We start from the raw sequence: 18,554 nt of genomic DNA, 5'->3' as shown, positions 1-18,554 counted from the left end.
CGGGCCTAGGCGCCTTCTTTGTAGGCAGGATCGCCCCCTGCCAGGGTCATCGCTGATGCGACCTTTTCGTCGCTAACGCCACCAGCTGAATATAACTTCATCGGCCTGCGGACAGTCTTTTCCGTACCTGCACGGGAGGTGATTATACGCAAAAAGGCCGCACTCCGAAAGGAGGCGGCCTTTTTTTGCGTCGGAACAAGGGGCGTCAGGCTATTTCGCTGAAGCGCTCCTTGGGTACGCCGCAGACTTCGCACCGGTCAGGGGCGTGGTCGTAGACGGTATTGCCGCATACCTCACAGACATAGATGGCGCGGGCCGGCAGATCGCCTCCGGCCTGAAGGGAGTGCTGCGCCTTGCTGTAGAGGTCGTGATGGACCTCTTCCACTGCCAGGGCATTACTGAAGGATATCTCGGCCAGTTTGTCCCCTTCCTCCTGGGCCTGCTTGAGATAGGGGGGGTACATCTGCTGGAATTCGAAACCTTCGCCCTCAATGGCGGCCACCAGGTTTTCGGCGGTCTTCTTGATGCCGCCCATTGCCCTCAGATGGGCGTGGGCGTGGATGGTCTCGGCGTGGGCAGCCGCCCGGAACAGCCGGGCGATCTGGGGGTAGCCCTCTACCTCGGCCTGTTTGGCAAAGGCCAGGTACTTGCGGTTGGCCTGACTTTCTCCGGCAAATGCATCGGCCAGATTCTCTTTTGTTGCCATGTGTTACCTCCTGGAATGGTATGGTACAGCTGATGCCCTGCCCCCTTCGTCAGCGGACAGGGCACGCATCGGTTTACGCAGGCACTTCTTCGAGCGGTATCCTGAGGGCCTCGGCAACACCGCGGCCATAGGCGGGATCGGCCTTCATACAGTTTGAGATATGGCGGATCTGTATTTCCTTGGGTGCTCCGCCGATTGCCCGGGCGGTATTGGCAAACAAGAGCGCCTTCTTGTCCGCGGTGAGCAGGCGGAACAGGGCACCGGGCTGGGAGTAGTAGTCGTCATCCTCGCGATGGTTCCAGTGGTCGGCAGCTCCCTCCAGGCTCAAGGGCGGTTCGGCGAAGTCCGGCTGCTGCTGCCATTCGCCGTAGCTGTTCGGCTCATAGCCGAGGGTGGCACCGTGGTTGCCGTCTACGCGCATGGCGCCGTCGCGGTGGTAGCTGTGGAAAGGACAGCGGGCGGCATTGACCGGAATCAGATGGTGATTGACCCCCAGGCGGTAGCGCTGTGCATCGCCATAGGAGAACAGCCGTCCCTGCAGCATCTTGTCGGGAGAAAAGCCGATGCCCGGCACCACGTTGGCCGGATTGAAGGCCGACTGTTCCACTTCGGCAAAATAGTTTTCCGGATTGCGGTTCAATTCCAGTACCCCCACCTCGATCAGCGGATAGTCCTTGTGGAACCAGACCTTGGTGAGGTCAAAGGGGTTGTAGGGGCAGGTGGCTGCCTCTTTTTCGGGCATGACCTGGATATACATCGTCCAGCGGGGGAATTCGCCGCGATCGATGCTTTCCAGCAGGTCCCGCTGATGGCTTTCCCGGTCCCCGCCCACCAGGGCTGCAGCCTCTTCGTCGCTCAGATTCTTGATGCCCTGCTGGGTACGCAGGTGGAATTTTACCCAGTGCCGTTCATTCTGGGCATTGATGAAACTGAAGGTATGGCTGCCGAAGCCGTGCATGTGGCGGTAGGTGGCGGGAGTGCCGCGGTCGCTCATCACGATGGTGACCTGGTGCAGTGCTTCGGGCAGCGATGTCCAGAAGTCCCAGTTGTTGCGGGCACTGCGCAGGTTGCTGCGAGGGTCGCGCTTGACGGCGTGGTTGAGGTCCGGAAACTTGAGCGGATCGCGCAGAAAGAAAACCGGGGTGTTGTTGCCCACCAGGTCCCAGTTGCCCTCTTCGGTGTAAAACTTCGTGGCAAAGCCGCGGATGTCCCGCTCGGCATCGGCTGCCCCGCGTTCACCGGCCACCGTTGAAAAACGGGTGAACAGTTCGGTCTTTTTGCCCACCTGGGAAAAGATCTTGGCTTTGGTGTAGCGGGTGATGTCGTGGGTGACGGTGAAGGTGCCGTAGGCTCCGGAACCCTTGGCGTGCATGCGCCGTTCGGGAATCACTTCACGGTCGAAGTGGGCCAGTTTTTCCAGGAACCAGACGTCCTGAAGGAGCACCGGCCCCCGCGGTCCGGCGGTCATGATGTTCTGGTTGTCAACGACTGGAGCGCCTGCATTGGTGGTGAGTTTATCTTTTGCCATGGTTCCTTCCTCCTTTTTGTGTGTGTGACACTGTGGTGGACTGCCAGTAATGACGTGGAAATGTGACATGGACAATGCTGCTTACTTTTACTAGATAGGAATCATTCCTGTCAATGTATTAAATAAAAATTATGATGGTGGATCGGATTGCCTACGGCAGGCACTTGCGGCAGATGCCGGAGACTACGACGCTTCTGGTATCGATGCGTCCCCAGGAAGCGACTGCTTCCGGCAGGTCGGCATCGTCGACAGTGCGCCATTCAAAATCAATAATCTCTTTGCATCTGCTGCAGATCAGATGATGATGCTGCTCGTGCGTTACTTCGAAGTGGGCCTGACTCTCGATCGTTTCGACCTTGTTGATCAGGCCATGGCTGGCAAAGGTGGTCAGGGTACGATAGACGGTATCCAGTGAAACGGTGGGGATCTTCTTGCGCAATTCCAAGTAGAGGGCTTCTGCCGTAGGGTGGTTGCGCGACAAGGCCAGTTGCCGGTATATCTCCAGCCGTTGATGCGTAAGCCGTAGCCCTGCTGCTCTGCAGGCCTGTTCGAAAGCGGCCAGACGCTTTTCTATGCTTTCCGCTGTTGGAGGCATGAGCTCTCCATGTTTTTCGGAATAATTCCTACGTAGTATTGTAAAGGAGTATCAATCAGAGTCAACATACAATCGAAGCGGCAGCGAAAAAATCATTCTCTTCGACCCCAGAGGTGGCAAAGCGTCTCCGGCATGGCTATAGTAAGTAGATGCAACCGTCCGACTCCCACATTGCAGGGCAGGATCTTCATTGTCATTGGGTCGAAATTCCGCCGTGGCGCATACGGGGGACGCTGACCCCTCTGAAGAACGGGCAGGCCGGGCTGTGGCAGCTGGTGCTCGAAGCGCGCGGTTTTCCCTGCCACCTGGAGCCGGGCGAGGGGGGCTGGCGCATCATGGTGCCATCGGAGCAGCTAGATGCTTGCTGTCTGGAACTCAGCCGCTTCGAGGAGGAGAACCGCGACTGGCCGCCCCAGACTCCGCAGGTCCCTCCGCTGATGGAGAATACCCTGACAACGTTCTCGGTGCTGCTACTGGTGGCCATCTTCCATAACCTGATCCGGCTGGACCTGCCGCTGCCGGGCCTGCAGGCCGACTGGATGGCCCTCGGAAGCGCCCGGGCAGCCCTGATCCGCCAGGGGGAGTGGTGGCGGGCAGTTACGGCACTGACCCTGCATGCCGACTGGCTGCACCTTGCCGGAAATCTGGCCATCGGCGGCATGTTCATAACCTTTCTCAGCCGCGAACTCGGCTCGGGCCTGTCCTGGAGCCTGCTGGTCGTTGCCGGGGCTTTCGGCAATCTGGCCAACGCCTGGCTGCAGCCGCCGGGCCACGATTCCGTGGGGGCTTCCACCGCAGTGTTTGCGGCGGTCGGCATCCTGGCCGCGCTCAATCTGGTGCGCTACCGCAGACTGGTGCAGCGCCGCAGGCTGGTGCCGGTGGCCGCGGCCCTGGCGCTCCTGGCGCTTTTGGGGACCGAGGGCAGGAACACCGACCTGGGGGCGCATCTGTTCGGTTTTGTGGCCGGAATCGCGTGGGGGTATCCGGCGGAATGGCTGCTTGAAAAATTCGGCCGGCCGGGCCGGATTTCGAATATTCTGCTGGGGTTGTCCAGTACCGCAATCATGTTGACGGCCTGGTGGCTTGCCCTGTCGACGGCAGGAACGCCGGGTTAGCCATCCCGGCCGGTTTTTCTACAAATTCAGTGGTCAGGAGGAAAAACATATCATGCCGATCACCGTTTTCGATGCAATCAGAGGGAATATCCGCTCGTTCCTCGGGGGAGCCGAGGTGGACCTGGTTGCCGGCGATGCGGCGGAACAGGGGGGAGAGCATGTCCTCCACGAGGTACTGACGATCGATGAACGCTCCTACCAGTTCACCGCCCGGCGGGATATCCTGCCCTTCACCCGCAATGAGGAGGCCTTCTGTCGCGAACTGCTGACCGCATTTTCCGCTCTGTACAGCGGGTTTCGTCAGGAGGGCTATGCCGCGCATTTTCGCACCGCACTGCTGGCTTCGATCATGGATATCACCGTGGCCCGCTCCCTCAGGGGTGATCACCGCAAGGGCTTCTGGCCGATCCAGCAACTGATCCAGCTCCTCAAGAATCTCTCCTATCAGCGTTATGAGGGCAAGCCGGCCACCACCGGCTTTATCGTTCACCGCACCACCGCTCCGGCTCTGCGCACGCTGATCGACGAACGCAAGCACACGCTGCTCCCGCTGCAGCCCCATGTGGATATCTCCCCCACCTTTTTCGACAATCCTCTGACCTACCGCTTTATCGACGGCGTCAACCTGTTCTTCCTGGCCAACATCCAGATGCAGGTCGGCGGCATCATCCGCACTTCGCCGCAGGCGCTCCACAGCGACATCGAACGCCTGACCCAGCGTGAGATCTTTTCACTGGTGCGCCGGGCCGGCCGCGGAGCCTTTGCCGTGACGGTCAACGAGGCCTCGGAAATCGAGATCCTGGTCAGCCCGGCCCGGCTGCTGGTGCGGCGCAAGGGGCACTGGGCGATCTTCGACCCGGACATCTTCCGCTCGTTTTTGGCCGGCAACATGGATGAGGAGTCGATCGACGAGCTGCTCTGGACGGTCTATGCCCTTTCCAAGATTCGCCACGGCACGGTCATCCTGATCTACGATCGCCGGCCGCGGCAGTTGCAGACCCTGAAGAAGGGCTCGGTGGGGGGGGAAGACCAGATCAGCCGGTTGCTGATCGGCCGGGTCATGGGCAGGAGCGTTGCGGACCTGAAGCGCACCGGCACCCTGCTGCGGATCCTGTCCGCCGACGGCATGACCATCTTCAGCCGCAGCGGCAAGCTGCTGGAAACCGGTTTCATCATCGATACCTCCCATGCCCGCGAGGGCATCACCGGCGGCGGGCGTACCACCGCCGCCAGTGCCGCCTCGTTTTTCGGCAAGGTAATCAAGGTATCCCAGGATGGGCCGATAGATCTGTACCAGGACGGCAGGCTGATCTACCGTTTCGGATGATGGCCGCTCATACCGCCCGACGCCCGGGAGCGATGCCGTTGACAGCGTGTGATGCCACGGCATACTTGTATCGTTGCGATGGAGGAACACCGGACGGGGGGAATCCATGTCAAGGCATGCGTCAACCGGAATCGGGATCTTCGAACGGGTAAGCCACTGGTCAGCGGCGGTCGCAGTGACTGTGGCGCTGTTCCTGTTGCCGGGCTGCGACGGCGGCGGCAGCGGAGTTCCGGCCACCACCGGATCGCTGCAGGTCGGCCTGACCGACAAGCAGAGCAGCCAATTTCAGCAGGTGGTGGTGTCGATCAGGGAGGTGCGCCTGGTTCCGGCCGGAGCCGAGGACGCCGCGGACAACGACCCCCGCCTTCAGGTGCTCGTCAGCTACGGAGCGCCCCACGCGGTCGATCTGGTTGCCCTGCATCTGCAGCAGGAAATACTCAATTCCGTTATCCTCCCGGCCGGAACCTACAGCCAGATCCGCCTGATCCTGGAGCCGAACCCCAGCGGGCAGACGCTGCCCCTGCAAAATTTTGCCGTTGCGAAAGCGTCGCCCACAGTAAGGATCCCGCTCAATCTCCCGGGCGGGCAGCAGGCAGGGCTCAGGGTAGCGGGGGAGTTTCGCGTGCAGGCAGGACTCGGAAATTCCATTCTGATCGATTTCGATCCAACCACGGCCATTGTGCCCCACAGCAACGGCGCTCTCAGTCTCGATCCCGCCGGTATCCGCATTGTCCAGACCGCGGTCCCTCTCACCTCGTTCGGGTCTCTGTCGGGGCGGGTGGTGGCCAGCTTCCGCGACTGGTCCAGCGCAATCGTATCGGTGGTTCCGCAGGACAGCGCCAGTGCCTCGGCCACCGGCGCGATTTTCAGCAACCTCTCCGGCAACCGCTGGGTCGGCCCCTTCAGCATGTTCGCCTCCAGCGGCATCTATCGGGTCCATGTACGGGCCAGCCGCTTCGCCCCCTATTCGACGCCGCCCCTCACGGTGGTGTCGGGTGTGGAAACGCCCGTGGGGGACCTGCTGCTGATACCTTCCCACTGACCGCGGACGTACTCTCAGCCGTTTCCCCGAACAGATCAAATCCGGCCACATGTGGCGGCCACCCTTGCCGGCACCGGTCCATCCGACCTCATACCCCATTCTATCGGCCCCCGGGAACGACGAAACACATACTGGCGCAGTCCGGACGCCTGCCGTGCCGCGACGTCCGGTCTGCAACGTTCAGAGCGGCCGCGGCAGCACTGTTCCCGTCCCAGGAAATGGCCTTGACCGGCTGGGATAGAGGGGATACCCTGAGGTGCTTTCGACTCCCACAGTTTCCGCGAGCGCACCATGAAACCCGTTCCCTGCAAGGGGCGCATCCATTACGGCTGGATCATCGCAGCCACCGGCACGCTGGTGCTTTTTTCCTGTCTCGGGCTGGCCCGTTACGCCTACACCATGCTGCTGCCCGGCATGCAGGCGGGGCTGGGTCTGGCCTACAGGCAGATGGGCTTCATCGGAACCGCCAACTTCACCGGTTATCTATTGGCGGTTCTGCTGGCCCCACCCCTGATCCACCGTTTCCGCCCCCGTGTCATGATCTCAGCGGGACTGCTCCTGATTGCGGTCTGCATGCTGGTCATCAGCCGCAGCCATGGTTTCCGTGCCATTGCTTTCCTCTACATGCTGGTCGGCTTTGGGGGAGGATTCGCCAATATCCCGATGATGGCACTGGTGACCTATTGGTTCCACAGTGAACAGCGCGGCAAGGCAGCCGGGCTGGTGATCGGCGGAAACGGCGCTGCCATCGTCTGTGCCGGATATCTGATCCCGCTGCTCAACCGCAGCCAGGGTGTCGAGGGCTGGCGCAGCGGCTGGCTGCTGCTGGGGCTGATTACGATGGCAGCGGCTGTGTGCGCCGGTTTGACTCTGCGTAATCACCCTTCCGAAATGGGACTGGAGCCGGTCGGCCGTCAGCCACCCCATGAACCGACCGTACCGTGCGGGGAGGGCAACACCCGCGGCATTCTGCCGCGTCTGGGGCTGCTATACCTGGCATTCGGTGCCACCTTCATGGTGTACGGCACCTTTATCGTCGCCACCATGGTGAAGGAGTACGGTTTCAGCGAGGCGCGCGCCGGTCTGTACTGGTCGTGGGTGGGGGTGTTCAGCGTATTTTCCGGGGTGGGGTTCGGGTCCCTCTCGGACAGGATCGGGCGTAAACGGGGTCTGGCATTGGTGTTTGCGGTACAGACCGCCGCCTACCTCCTGGCCGGACTCAGGCTCGGCGGAGCCGGACTGGCTGTTTCGATCTCCCTGTACGGTCTGGCGGTGTTCGCGATACCGGCCATCATGGCGGCTGCCGTGGGGGATTATCTCGGTCCGTCCCGGGCTGCCGCCGCCTTTGCCACGGTGACGGTCTTCTTTGCCCTGGGCCAGACCATCGGCCCGGCCGGCGCCGGCCTGATGGCGGGCACAGCCGGCAGCTTCTCCGGCGCCTATCTGCTGTCAGCTCTGGTGACCGCCTGTGCGGGGTTGTATGCCGGCACCCTGCCGCGACCGGTAACGACAGGGGAATGATACTTATTCGTTTCCGGTTCCCGGCATGGGTTCGTTGTGGCTGCCGCAGGAACCGGAAGCCATGCATTCAGGGACCGGGCTCTGTTCAGCAGTACAATGGGCCACCAGTACGGTGACATCATCCGGTTGGGGCCCCTGTTGTTCGGTCAGTCCGATCAGCCGCTCCAGCATCTCGGCGGCACTGGCGGCTCCCTCCAGTTGCCGCGCCAGCAGGTGGCTGTCCAGCTTCAGTTCCGGGCGGGCATCGATCAGGCCATCGCTGTAAAGCACCAGGGTATCCCCCTTTTCCAGGGTCACGCTGCCTTCGCGATAGGCTTTGCTTCCCGGCACCCCCAATGGCAGGCCGCGCGGCAACAGACGTCTGACCGTTCCGTCCCGGCGCCGCACAAAGGCGAAGCCGTGGCCGCAGTCCACGTAGAGCAGCCGGCGCCTGGCCGCGTGGAGCTGTCCCATGAAGAGCGTCACGAAGCTCTCGGAATTGTCCAGATCGTGCTGGAGAGCAGCTTCGGCCAGCTGCAGGGCTCGGGAAGGATGGTTGTGGCTGACCGAGCGGACCGCTGCCCTGACTGTCGCCATCAGCATGGCCGCCGCCATGCCCTTGCCCATCACGTCCCCCAGGGTCAGGGCCCAGACCCCCTCGCATACCTCCTGCCAGTCGAAAAAATCGCCCCCCACCTGCTTGGCCGGCAGGCAACGCGCTGCCACATCGAAACCGGGGATGTCGGGGCCGTTGCGCGGCAGAAGTTTGGCCTGGATCTCAGCCGCATAGTGCAGCTCCACCTGGAGCTGATAGCGTCGCATCTCGCTTTCGCGCAACGCCTCTTCTGCCTTCCTGCGTTCATTGATATCCCTGATCATGCCGATGTTGCCGGTCGCGGCGCCAGAGCTGTCCAGGCGTTTCAGCGCATACATCTCGCCAATGAAGGTCTCACCGTTCCTGCGTCTGAAGCGGAGCTCCATGATCCTGCCCCTGGCAGGATTGTGCAGGTCGAATACCTCCTGACCGGTCAGCTGGTATTCCTGCGGGTCGGCGTAGAGCAACTCCGTGCCCCGGCCTACCACCTCGTCGGACTCGTAGCCGAAAACCTCCCGCAGTGCCGGCTGGTTGACCTGAACGATCCTGCGCTGGTTGTCGGTCACCACGATCACGTCGCGGATGCTGTTGAACAGGCTCTGGTAGCTTTCGGCACGCTGATGGATTTCGGCATAAGCCTGCGCCAGTTTTTCCTGGGTCCTCCTGCGTTCGGTACGCTCCTCGGCCTCGCTCAGGGCGCGGCGTACCGCGGGAGCAAGCCGGGCGAGCCGGCTTTTGAGGACATAATCCCGGGCGCCGCTTTTGAGCGTTTCTATGGCAGCCTCTTCCCCTAGGCTGCCGGAGACGAATACGAACGGCAGTTCTGGATAGTGTTGCCTGACAATGGCCAGAGCGCTCATGCCGTCAAAGGAGGGCAGGGTCAAGTCGGCCAGGATCAGATCGATTTCCGCCCGTCCCAGGGCGGCCAGGAAATCGGCACGGGTCTCCACCACCAGCATTTCGCAGGCAATCCCTTCCCGGGTCAGTGTGACCTGCACCAGTTCTGCATCGACCGGGTTGTCTTCCAGGTGGAGAATCCGTAGAGGCTGTTTCATTATGGCCGGTCTTTCCTGTGCACCGGAGGCGGTTCGTTGGTAACGGCCCAGAATATCCCCAGTTCCTTGACGGCGTTGGCGAAATCCTGGAAAGATGCCGGCTTCACCACGTAGCTGTTGACCCCCAGCCGGTAGCTTTCAACCATATCCCGTTCTTCCCGCGAGGAGGTCAGCACCACCACTGGAATACCCTTCAGGTGCTGGTCGGACTTGATGGTGCGCAGCACTTCCAGGCCCCCCATCCGGGGCAGGTTGAGATCGAGCATGACCACCGCCAGGTTCCTGATGTCGCCGCCAGCGTAGCTGCCGCGCCGGTAGAGATAATCCAGGGCATCTTCACCGCTTTTCACGTGATCGACGGTATTTGCCAGGCCATGCCTGGCGAGTGCCTCCATGGCCAGTTCGGCATCATGGGGATTGTCTTCCACCAGCAGGATACGTTTCGATTGAGCCATCCCTCGGTTCCTCCTCTCCCTTCGCGTGAAGGCGGCAGGCGACCCGGCGGAAAAACTGTCGCAGTTCCCCGCATTGCCGGATACGCACGGCTTTTGGTACGAACGGTACCTAAAAATCATATATCAAAACCGCTTCGATATCCAGCCGGCCCGGGATCGGCAGGGGCCGCCTCCTCACGGAATCGTTCCGGTCATGCCGACGCTCCGGAATCTGCACAACAAGCAGGCACCTTTGCTGCTCCTGTACAGTGCTATTTGTGCAGGTAGTTGAAATCAGGACTGATTTAGGTGTCAGCTGACTTGGCACGCGAAATGCTGAAGCTTTCGGCAGGCAATATCCGACTGACGGTCGGTTTTCGCGAATAGATTGGCAAGGGCGCCAACCATGCTACGCACGGGGTGCCCTTTGTTTTTCATCCGGGAAAACTCATCGCACGAAACCGCTGAGGTGCATTATGGCAAAACCGGACTACTACGACGCAAGCGACTGTACCACCCACGAAAAAGGTGCTCCAAAATTCTGCAAGAAATCCGAACCGGGTGAAGGGGCCGAACGTTCCTGCGCCTATGACGGCGCCCGGGTGGTGTTGATGCCGATCACCGATGTGATCCACCTGGTGCACGGCCCCATCGCCTGCGCCGGCAATTCCTGGGATAACCGTGGAGCCCGCTCCAGCGGCTCCCAGCTCTACCGGCGCGGTTTCACCACCGAGATGCTCGAAAACGACGTGATCTTCGGCGGCGAGAAGAAGCTGTACAAGGCGATCCTCGACCTGGCCGGGCGCTATTCCCAGGCCAGGGCGATCTTCGTCTATGCCACCTGCGTGACCGCCATGACCGGCGACGATGTCGAGGCGGTCTGCCTGGCCGCTGCGCAGAAGGTTGCAATGCCGGTCATACCGGTCAATACCCCCGGTTTCATCGGCGACAAGAACATCGGCAACCGTCTGGCAGGCGAAATCCTGTTCAAGTACGTGATCGGCACGGCAGAACCACCGGTGCTGGGGGAATACCCCATCAATCTGATCGGTGAGTACAACATCGCCGGAGACCTGTGGGGCATGCAACCGCTCTTCGATCGCCTCGGCATCCAGATCCTGTCCTGTTTCAGCGGCGACGCAAAATTCGACGACCTGCGCTACGCCCATCGCGCCAAGCTGAACATCATCATCTGCTCCAAGAGCCTGACCAACCTGGCCAAGAAGATGCAAAAGAACTTCGGCATGCCCTACCTGGAGGAGTCCTTCTACGGCATGACCGATACGGCCAAGGCCCTGCGCGACATCGCCCGGGAGCTGGACGATGCCGTGGGCGGCTTGGAGAAGCGGGTCATGCAGGACCGGGTGGAACGGCTGCTGGAAGAGGAGGAGGAGGCCTGCCGCGCGCGGATCGCCCCCTACAGGGCGCGGCTGGAAGGCAAGTCGGCAGTGTTGTTCACCGGCGGCGTCAAGACCTGGTCCATGGTCAACTCCCTGCGGGAACTGGGGGTTGAGATCCTGGCGGCCGGCACGCAGAACTCGACCCTGGAGGACTTCTACCGCATGAAGGGGCTGATGCACAAGGATGCCAGGATCATCGAGGATACCTCCACGGCCGGACTGCTGGCGGTCATGGCCGAGAAACTGCCCGACCTGATCGTGGCCGGAGGCAAGACCAAGTTTCTGGCCCTCAAGACCCGCACCCCCTTTCTTGACATCAACCATGGCCGCTCCCATCCCTATGCCGGCTACGAAGGCATGGTCACCTTTGCCAAGCAGCTCGACATGACGGTTAACAACCCGATCTGGCCGGTGCTGAACGCCCCGGCTCCCTGGGAAAAGGGGGAGGCTGAGCTGGCTGCGGATGTGACGGCCGCGGCCGGGCATGCCGAGACCTTTCTGGCCGAGGACATCTCGCTTTCACGGGTCAAGGTTCCCTCCAAATGTGCCACGGTCAACCCGCAGAAGAACTCGCCCGCCCTGGGGGCCACCATGGCCTACCTTGGCATAGACAACATGCTCGGGCTGCTGCACGGCGCCCAGGGCTGCTCGACCTTCATCCGCCTGCAGCTCTCCCGGCACTACAAAGAGTCGATTCCCCTCAACTCCACTGCCATGAGCGAGGACACCGCCATCTTCGGCGGCTGGGAGAACCTGAAAAAGGGTATTCGGCGGGTAATCGAGAAGTTCCGGCCGGCCGTGGTGGGGGTGATGACCTCCGGCCTGACCGAAACCATGGGAGATGACGTCCGCAGCGCGATCGTGCACTTCCGCCAGGAGAACCCGGAATTCGATGCGATTCCGATCGTGCACGCCTCTACTCCCGATTACTGCGGCTCGCTGCAGGAGGGCTACGCCGCGGCTGTGGAGGCAATCCTGGAAAGCCTCCCTGCCGATCGGGACGCCCTGCAGCATGACCCTTCCGAAGCATGGACCGTTCCCGGCCAGGTCAACCTGCTGCCCGGCAGTCACCTGACCCCGGCCGATGTGGAGGAGTTGAAGGAACTGGTCGAATCATTCGGCTTGACGGTGCTGACCATTCCCGATCTCTCCAATGCCATGGACGGGCACATCGACGAGTCGGTCTCGCCGCTCTCTACCGGCGGCATTCCGGTGGATGCCATCCGGGGGGCGGGACGCAGTGCCGCAACGCTCTACGTCGGCGATTCCCTGGCCCGGGCGGCGCTCAGGCTGAAGGATCGGTTCGGCATCCCGGCCTACGGTTTCAGCTCGCTGACCGGCCTGGCCGAAACCGATCGTTTCATGGAGACGCTCGCTGCCATTTCCGGCCGGCCGATCCCCGAGAAACACCGCCGCTGGCGCAGCCGGCTGACGGACGCCATGGTGGACAGCCACTACCAGTTCGGAACCAAGCGGGTAGCGCTGGCCCTGGAGTCGGACAACCTCAAGACCCTGACCCGTTTCCTGGACGGCATGGGCTGCGAAATTCAGGCGGCTCTTTCCGCCACACGCACCCGCGGATTGGACGATCTGCCGTCTGAAAACGTATTCGTCGGTGATCTGGAGGATCTGGAAAATGCTGCAGTCGACGCCGACCTGCTGGTGGCCAACAGCAATGGCCGGCAAGCTGCCTCCAAACTCGGCATTGGCGCTCATCTGCGGGCCGGCTTGCCGGTCTTCGACCGCCTGGGGGCTCACCAGAAGATGTGGGTCGGGTACCGTGGGACCATGAACCTGGTATTCGAGGTGGCCAACCTGTTCCAGGCCAATGCCAGAGAAGGGCAGAAACTGGCGCATAATTGAGATGTTTCCCCGGCTTCTGCACAATTTGTAAGCAGCTAGGTGGCCGGTTCATGTCAAAATGCCGCCAAAACGATGGTTTGAAGGTTGGCATGCGATATGCTTTGAATTGGGTAACATACTAGCGTACGGCAAAGGCGCCGCCATCGGAAGTAATGGCTGCGTCTTTTTTTTGTTCGGGAAAGGATGGTGAAACAATGAAAATTGCCTTTACAACCAGCAACGGTGAGACGATTGACATGCATTTTGGTCAGAGCGGGAGTTTTCACATCTGGGAAGTCGGACCGGATGAAGCCCGTTTTCTGAAGACGGTCAGTGTGGACGAGCACGGGGGGGATGAGGAGGACCGGATCGCCGCCCGCGCCAACCTGCTGTCCGAGTGCGCCATCGTCTACACCATGCAAATCGGAGGACCGGCCGCGGCCAAGCTGGTGGCCCTGAAGATCCACCCCATGAAGACCAATACCGAGGTCAGCCTGAGAGAGACAGTGGAACGCTTTCAGGAAGTTCTGCGCGGCAATCCGCCCCCATGGCTGAGAAAAGCGATGCTCAAGGAGCAGGCCACATCGTTTCTGGAAGACTGAGGACAGGGACTGGGCAGAGTTGACAACAATCTTTAACGTTATTCCAACCTATAAAAACGGAGGAGCTGCACATGGCTTACATTACCGGAATGAGAAGGAACAAGAACGAGTACACCCCGGAGTTCATCGTGTCGATCGACGAGGAGACCTGCATCGGATGCGCTCGCTGCTACAAGGTTTGTGCCCACGACGTGCTGGCCTTTGAGGAACTGGATGAGGACGATTCAGCCAAGATGTTCATGAAGGTTGCCAACCCGGGCAACTGCATCGGCTGCCAGGCGTGCGGGAGGACCTGTTCGAAGAAGTGCTTCACCTTCGAACCGGTCGTTTTGTAGAAGCGGCAATTTCCGGAACCTGGAAAGGCCTTGCTTGAGCTCCTCGTTGTGCGGCGTAGCGTTGTTTATATCCGTTGGGTACTACGCCTCCGCCGGGTGCTTTGCAAAACCTTCCCAGAATCCGAAACGTGTCACTTCGGTGGTAAGGACCTGAACGGCTGCGGATTTTTCAACAAGAGACATATGGCCGAGCTGTGATGCGAAGAGCGAAGGCCACTACAGCTGTTGCCAAAAAGCCGCGGTCGTAAAAGGAGGAAGAGTATGCTGATTGCGGTTGCTTCCAAAGACGGCAGGGAGATCGACCAGCATTTCGGTCATGCCGAGCGTTTTCTGATCTACGATGTGGATGCGGAGCGGGCGGCCCTGGTCGACGAAAAGAAGGTGGAGCGCTACTGCAGCTTCGATCCGGAAAGCCCGCTGCGCGGAGACCTGCTGAGGGGGATCGTCGATGCCCTGGCCGGCTGCCGCGCGGTGGTAACGGCCCAGATGGGGGAGCATCCCCGTGGCGAACTGGAGCGGATGGGAATCGAGCCGTTCGTGGCCAGCGGGCCGATCAAGATGACGCTGATGGAGCTGGCGAAGATTTTGTAAGGCAGGTTAAGGTTAAGTAAAAATCCTCAACCTTAACCTCAACCTCCACCTGCGAGCGGAGCGAGCATGTCCTTCAACTACTGCAATCAGCCCCCTTGGGTGATCGCCTCGCGCCACTTCAACCGGCATCCCCAGCGGCTCGAGATCCAGGGGGTCAAGGAGGCCAACCGCTTTCTGTTCGAAAAGCTCGCTACCATCGATTCGCAGGAGGCGCGGGCGGTCGTTTTCAACGACTACATGTCGGTGAAATTCCAGCTGCATCACTGGCAGGAACAGACCGAGACCGCCCGCAAAAGCATCAGGAACAGCTACCTGCGCTTTTTGCGCGGCTGGATGATGGACTCCAACTCGATCGAGGGGGCGGTGCTCAAACGCTGGGTGGAAAGCCGCATGGGCATCCCCCCCACCTTTCACCGCGCACCGGTGTCCGGTATCCACAGCGAAGCCTATTTCCAGTTTTCCGTGGATGTGATGAAGGGCAGCGCCCGGACCAATGCCATCCAGTCGCAGCTCGACCTGCTCTACGAATACTGCCAGTACGAGCTGTTCCGCAAAATTTCCCCCGAAACGGCAAACCCCACCGCCACCATCACACTCTACCGGGGCACCTACGATGCGGGCGAGCATCAGGTGCTGGAGCAGGTGAGCCGGCGCGAGCAGATCGTGCGGCTGAACAACCTGGTTTCGTTCACCTCGGACGAGGAGCGTGCCTGGGAGTTCGGCTCGACCGTCTGGGATGTGTGCGTGCCGCTCAGCAAGGTCTTTTTTTACAACGACCTGCTGCCGGGCAGCATCATGAAAGGTGAGGGGGAGTACCTGGTGATCGGCGGCGAGTACCTGGTGCGGCAGGTGATGTGCACAGTGTAACCCTCTCCCATTCCCCGATCGAAGCGCCTTCGGCTACCCGCACGCCTTGCCTCGCTTCGTCCTGTCTGCAATCCGGATTACTGCAATCCTTCCGCTCTCCCTTCCCCTCGTATAATCAATTCGCTTGAAGGGTCCCCGGTTATGTCCTACACTTGCACATTCGCAGAATTGCTCTGTAAGAAATTTCGCGTGGAGGATTCATTCCCATGACCATTGCCGCACAAGTTGCACAGATTGCCGCAGAAGCCCGCCAGGCGTCCCTCGCCCTGGCCCGGCTCGGCACGGCGGCTAAAAACCGGATGCTGTCCGCCATGGCAGCTGCCCTGGAGGCGCGGTCCGGCCTGCTGATGGCCGAGAACGCCAAAGACCTGGAAGCGGGCAGGGCCAAAGGGCTCTCCGCTGCCATGCTCGACCGCCTGATGCTGGATGAAAAGCGCATCGCCGGAGTGGCTGCCGCCCTGCGCGAGGTGGCTGCCCTGCCCGATCCGGTGGGGGAAGTCACCAAAATGTGGAAGCGTCCCAATGACCTGCTGGTGGGCAAAATGCGCATCCCGCTGGGGGTGATCGGCATCATCTACGAGGCGCGCCCCAACGTCACCGCCGATGCGGCGGCCCTGTGTCTCAAGGCGGGCAACGCCGTGATCCTGCGCGGCGGTTCCGAAGCGATCCACTCCAACTGCGCCATTGCCGGCATCCTGCAGGGGGTCATGAGCGGCATGGGCATTCCGGCCGCAGCTCTGTCGCTGATCCCCTTCACCGAGCGGGAAGGGGTGCTGGAGATGCTCAAGCAGGAGGAGACCATCGACCTGATCATCCCCCGCGGCGGGGAGAGCCTGATCCGCTTCGTAGTGGAGAACTCGCGCATACCGGTCATCAAGCACTACAAAGGGGTCTGCCATGTGTACGTGGATGCTGCGGCCGATTTCGACAAGGCCGAGGCGATCGTTGTCAATGCCAAGGTCCAGCGCCCCGGCGTGTGCAATGCCCTGGAGACCCTGCTGATCCACAAGGATGTTGCCGCTGCCTTTATCCCCCGCATCGCCGCCAGGTTGCAGGGGCTCGGGGTGGAACTGCGCGGCGACGAGGAGTTCCGCCGCTACGCGCCCACGGCACAACCTGCCACGGAAGAGGACTGGGCCGCCGAATACCTGGAGTTGATCCTGGCCTGCCGGGTAGTGGACAATATGGATGCCGCCATCGACCATATCAACCGCTATGGCTCGTTGCACAGCGAGGCGATCATTACCGCCGACTACGGCAATGCCCAGCGCTTCATCCGCGAGGTCAACTCCTCCTGCGTGCTGATCAATGCCTCGACCCGCTTCAACGACGGCAATCAGCTGGGGCTGGGAGCCGAAATCGGTATCTCCACCACCAAGTTACACTCCTTCGGTCCCATGGGGCTGGAAGACCTGACTACCACCAAATTCATCGTCTATGGGGATGGGCAGGTGCGGGAGTAATTCCTGCCGTGGTGGTTCGGCAAAACCTTCCTCGCCATAGTTCATGGACGGGCCGCGTGCCCGTCTTTTTTTTCGTCGCAATGGTTCTCCGCAGGGAACTCAAAGAGCGATATGTGTGATCGGAGCAAACATAATGCAGCAGATCGTTGATTTCATTCTGGAACTGGACAAGCTCAAAGGGGTAACGCGCAAGAACCGCCCGCTGGGGCTGGACCGTTATGAGAATTCTGCAGAACACAGCTGGCAGATAGCGCTTCTGGCGTATTCTCTGGTGCAGTATGCCGAAACACTGATCGACATCCACCGGGTAATCGCCATGCTGCTGGTTCACGATATCGGTGAAATCGACACCGGGGATACCATCGTGTTCGCGGTGGAGGGCTGGGAAGAGCGGAAAGCCGCCGAACTGGCGGCGGTGACGAGGATTTTCGGAATGCTGCCGGAGCCGCGGCGTGCCGAATTCATGGCATTGTGGCTTGAATTCGAGCAGGCCGAGACCCCGGAAGCCCGTTTTGCACATGCTGTGGACAGGGCCATTCCTGCCTTGCTCAATCTCGCCAACAACGGGCAAAGCTGGCGGGAGAACGGCATCAGCCACGAACGGGTCGTGCAGCGCATCGGTCCGCCGATCAAGGCCGGCTGTCCTGCCTTGTGGATCTATCTGGAAGCGCGACTCGCCGAGGAACATCGCACGGGGTGGTTCGGCATCGAGTGAAGGTTTTCGATACTGTACCACGGTGTGCCGTGCAGGTTCGCGTATTCGGCCCGCAGCTTGTCCCGGAACATCCGGATGCTTGACCTGTCTCCGACAGAGCTGTATGGTTGTTCCGTTTTATCAAACCCTTGGTTGTAAGGAGTCCGGACGTGGCGATCTACGAAGTCAAGCATCCCCTGATCCAGCACAAACTCGGCCTGATGCGCAAAGCCGAGCTGAGCACGAAGCAGTTCCGCGAACTGGCCTCGGAGGTGGCGCGCCTGCTGACCTACGAAGCCACCAAGGACCTGGAAACAGAAACCATCACCGTCGACGGCTGGGCCGGCCCGGTTTCCGTTCGGCAGATCAAGGGAAAGAAGATCACGGTGGTACCGATCCTGCGTGCCGGGTTGGGCATGATGAACGGAGTGCTCGACATGATCCCCAGCGCAAGGGTGAGTGTGGTGGGGCTTTATCGCAACGAGGAAACGCTGGAGCCGGTGGCGTATTACGAGAAATTCACCAGCGACATGGAGGAGCGCACTGCCCTTATCATCGATCCCATGCTGGCCACGGGCGGTTCGCTGGTGGCCACCATCGAGATGCTGAAGGCAACCGGCTGCCGACGGATCAAAGGGCTCTTTCTGGTGGCCGTGCCCGAGGGAATCGAGCGGGTCACCACGGCCCACCCCGATGTGGAGATCTACGTGGCTTCCATCGACGAGCGCCTCAATGAACAGGGCTACATCCTTCCCGGGCTGGGCGATGCCGGGGACAAGATCTTCGGCACCAAATAGCAGGTCGTTGAAAAACGGCCATCTCGTGTGCGGCGTAGCGCTGCTACCCTCACCCAATCCCTCTCC

General features: G+C 61.0%; 17 protein-coding genes. 12 read left to right on the top strand and 5 right to left on the bottom strand.

Translation table 11 applies throughout. The features are described from left to right. Positions 1 to 205 precede the first annotated feature (205 nt). The 3 genes from GSVR_RS20145 to GSVR_RS20135 form a co-directional block, all read right to left on the bottom strand. Complete coding sequence (locus GSVR_RS20145; RefSeq protein WP_173195632.1) at positions 206 to 706, bottom strand: rubrerythrin family protein; 501 nt, start codon at positions 704 to 706, stop codon at positions 206 to 208. Between the two features lie 73 nt (positions 707 to 779). Continuing rightward, positions 780 to 2,234: a catalase gene (locus GSVR_RS20140; RefSeq protein ID WP_173195630.1), complete on the bottom strand. Its 1,455-nt coding sequence runs from the start codon at positions 2,232 to 2,234 to the stop codon at positions 780 to 782. Between the two features lie 151 nt (positions 2,235 to 2,385). Beyond that, positions 2,386 to 2,829: a Fur family transcriptional regulator gene (locus GSVR_RS20135; RefSeq protein ID WP_173195628.1), complete on the bottom strand. Its 444-nt coding sequence runs from the start codon at positions 2,827 to 2,829 to the stop codon at positions 2,386 to 2,388. A gap of 149 nt (positions 2,830 to 2,978) precedes the next feature. On the opposite strand from GSVR_RS20135, the gene GSVR_RS20130 reads away from it, so the two are divergent. From GSVR_RS20130 to GSVR_RS20115, 4 genes are all read left to right on the top strand, one after another. After that, entirely contained in the window at positions 2,979 to 3,944 is a 966-nt protein-coding gene (locus tag GSVR_RS20130) for a rhomboid family intramembrane serine protease (protein WP_173195626.1), read from the top strand. Positions 3,945 to 3,996: 52 nt separating this feature from the next. Beyond that, the gene (locus GSVR_RS20125) at positions 3,997 to 5,271 is read left to right on the top strand and encodes a hypothetical protein (protein ID WP_173195617.1); all 1,275 of its coding nucleotides are present in this window, start codon (positions 3,997 to 3,999) and stop codon (positions 5,269 to 5,271) included. Between the two features lie 106 nt (positions 5,272 to 5,377). Further along, a complete protein-coding gene (locus tag GSVR_RS20120) occupies positions 5,378 to 6,313 on the top strand; it encodes a DUF4382 domain-containing protein (protein ID WP_239077393.1) in 936 nt (311 codons plus the stop codon). Between the two features lie 291 nt (positions 6,314 to 6,604). Next, the gene (locus tag GSVR_RS20115; RefSeq protein ID WP_173195615.1) at positions 6,605 to 7,834 is read left to right on the top strand and encodes an MFS transporter; all 1,230 of its coding nucleotides are present in this window, start codon (positions 6,605 to 6,607) and stop codon (positions 7,832 to 7,834) included. A 3-nt stretch (positions 7,835 to 7,837) separates the two neighbouring features. Here the strand turns inward: GSVR_RS20115 and GSVR_RS20110 are convergent, their stop codons facing one another. Continuing rightward, positions 7,838 to 9,463 (bottom strand): SpoIIE family protein phosphatase, encoded by a 1,626-nt coding sequence (locus tag GSVR_RS20110; protein ID WP_173195613.1) that lies wholly within the window; start codon positions 9,461 to 9,463, stop codon positions 7,838 to 7,840. Beyond that, positions 9,463 to 9,918 carry a response regulator gene (locus tag GSVR_RS20105; protein WP_173195611.1) on the bottom strand — a complete coding sequence of 152 codons (456 nt, stop codon included), beginning with the start codon at positions 9,916 to 9,918 and terminating at the stop codon, positions 9,463 to 9,465. Before GSVR_RS20105 ends, GSVR_RS20110 begins: the two co-directional genes overlap by 1 nt. Positions 9,919 to 10,373: 455 nt before the next feature. Between GSVR_RS20105 and GSVR_RS20100 the strand changes: the two genes are divergently transcribed. The 8 genes from GSVR_RS20100 to upp all read left to right on the top strand — a co-directional run bounded on the left by GSVR_RS20100 (position 10,374) and on the right by upp (position 18,488). Further along, positions 10,374 to 13,160, top strand: a complete 2,787-nt coding sequence (locus GSVR_RS20100) for a bifunctional nitrogenase iron-molybdenum cofactor biosynthesis protein NifEN (protein ID WP_173195609.1) — start codon at positions 10,374 to 10,376, stop codon at positions 13,158 to 13,160. A gap of 194 nt (positions 13,161 to 13,354) precedes the next feature. After that, positions 13,355 to 13,741: a nitrogen fixation protein NifX gene (gene nifX, locus GSVR_RS20095; RefSeq protein ID WP_173195607.1), complete on the top strand. Its 387-nt coding sequence runs from the start codon at positions 13,355 to 13,357 to the stop codon at positions 13,739 to 13,741. A gap of 71 nt (positions 13,742 to 13,812) precedes the next feature. Continuing rightward, positions 13,813 to 14,076 (top strand): ferredoxin III, nif-specific, encoded by a 264-nt coding sequence (gene fdxB, locus GSVR_RS20090; RefSeq protein WP_173195605.1) that lies wholly within the window; start codon positions 13,813 to 13,815, stop codon positions 14,074 to 14,076. 261 nt (positions 14,077 to 14,337) lie between these two features. Then, on the top strand, positions 14,338 to 14,667 hold the full coding sequence (locus tag GSVR_RS20085) for a NifB/NifX family molybdenum-iron cluster-binding protein (protein WP_173195603.1): 330 nt from the start codon (positions 14,338 to 14,340) through the stop codon (positions 14,665 to 14,667). Positions 14,668 to 14,733: 66 nt separating this feature from the next. Continuing rightward, positions 14,734 to 15,534: an NAD(+)--dinitrogen-reductase ADP-D-ribosyltransferase gene (locus GSVR_RS20080; RefSeq protein ID WP_173195601.1), complete on the top strand. Its 801-nt coding sequence runs from the start codon at positions 14,734 to 14,736 to the stop codon at positions 15,532 to 15,534. 206 nt (positions 15,535 to 15,740) lie between these two features. After that, a complete protein-coding gene (locus GSVR_RS20075) occupies positions 15,741 to 16,997 on the top strand; it encodes a glutamate-5-semialdehyde dehydrogenase (RefSeq protein ID WP_173195600.1) in 1,257 nt (418 codons plus the stop codon). Positions 16,998 to 17,130: 133 nt separating this feature from the next. Continuing rightward, entirely contained in the window at positions 17,131 to 17,712 is a 582-nt protein-coding gene (locus GSVR_RS20070; protein WP_173195598.1) for an HD family hydrolase, read from the top strand. A 149-nt stretch (positions 17,713 to 17,861) separates the two neighbouring features. Continuing rightward, positions 17,862 to 18,488: a uracil phosphoribosyltransferase gene (upp, locus tag GSVR_RS20065; RefSeq protein ID WP_173195596.1), complete on the top strand. Its 627-nt coding sequence runs from the start codon at positions 17,862 to 17,864 to the stop codon at positions 18,486 to 18,488. Positions 18,489 to 18,554: the final 66 nt, after the last annotated feature.

The organism is Geobacter sp. SVR (genome assembly GCF_016865365.1).
Lineage (GTDB): Bacteria > Desulfobacterota > Desulfuromonadia > Geobacterales > Pseudopelobacteraceae > Pelotalea.
Note: the sequence above shows the minus strand (reverse complement) of the source record. Positions and strands in the feature narration are given on the sequence as shown.

Coding starts and splice junctions, on each gene's coding strand:
- fdxB (WP_173195605.1), top strand. CDS start 13,813: ATGGCTTACATTACCGGAATGAGAAGGAACAAGAACGAGTACACCCCG.
- GSVR_RS20120 (WP_239077393.1), top strand. CDS start 5,378: ATGTCAAGGCATGCGTCAACCGGAATCGGGATCTTCGAACGGGTAAGC.
- GSVR_RS20140 (WP_173195630.1), bottom strand. CDS start 2,234: ATGGCAAAAGATAAACTCACCACCAATGCAGGCGCTCCAGTCGTTGAC.
- GSVR_RS20110 (WP_173195613.1), bottom strand. CDS start 9,463: ATGAAACAGCCTCTACGGATTCTCCACCTGGAAGACAACCCGGTCGAT.
- GSVR_RS20125 (WP_173195617.1), top strand. CDS start 3,997: ATGCCGATCACCGTTTTCGATGCAATCAGAGGGAATATCCGCTCGTTC.
- GSVR_RS20100 (WP_173195609.1), top strand. CDS start 10,374: ATGGCAAAACCGGACTACTACGACGCAAGCGACTGTACCACCCACGAA.
- GSVR_RS20135 (WP_173195628.1), bottom strand. CDS start 2,829: ATGCCTCCAACAGCGGAAAGCATAGAAAAGCGTCTGGCCGCTTTCGAA.
- GSVR_RS20115 (WP_173195615.1), top strand. CDS start 6,605: ATGAAACCCGTTCCCTGCAAGGGGCGCATCCATTACGGCTGGATCATC.
- GSVR_RS20105 (WP_173195611.1), bottom strand. CDS start 9,918: ATGGCTCAATCGAAACGTATCCTGCTGGTGGAAGACAATCCCCATGAT.
- GSVR_RS20130 (WP_173195626.1), top strand. CDS start 2,979: ATGCAACCGTCCGACTCCCACATTGCAGGGCAGGATCTTCATTGTCAT.
- GSVR_RS20075 (WP_173195600.1), top strand. CDS start 15,741: ATGACCATTGCCGCACAAGTTGCACAGATTGCCGCAGAAGCCCGCCAG.
- nifX (WP_173195607.1), top strand. CDS start 13,355: ATGAAAATTGCCTTTACAACCAGCAACGGTGAGACGATTGACATGCAT.
- GSVR_RS20070 (WP_173195598.1), top strand. CDS start 17,131: ATGCAGCAGATCGTTGATTTCATTCTGGAACTGGACAAGCTCAAAGGG.
- GSVR_RS20080 (WP_173195601.1), top strand. CDS start 14,734: ATGTCCTTCAACTACTGCAATCAGCCCCCTTGGGTGATCGCCTCGCGC.
- GSVR_RS20145 (WP_173195632.1), bottom strand. CDS start 706: ATGGCAACAAAAGAGAATCTGGCCGATGCATTTGCCGGAGAAAGTCAG.
- GSVR_RS20085 (WP_173195603.1), top strand. CDS start 14,338: ATGCTGATTGCGGTTGCTTCCAAAGACGGCAGGGAGATCGACCAGCAT.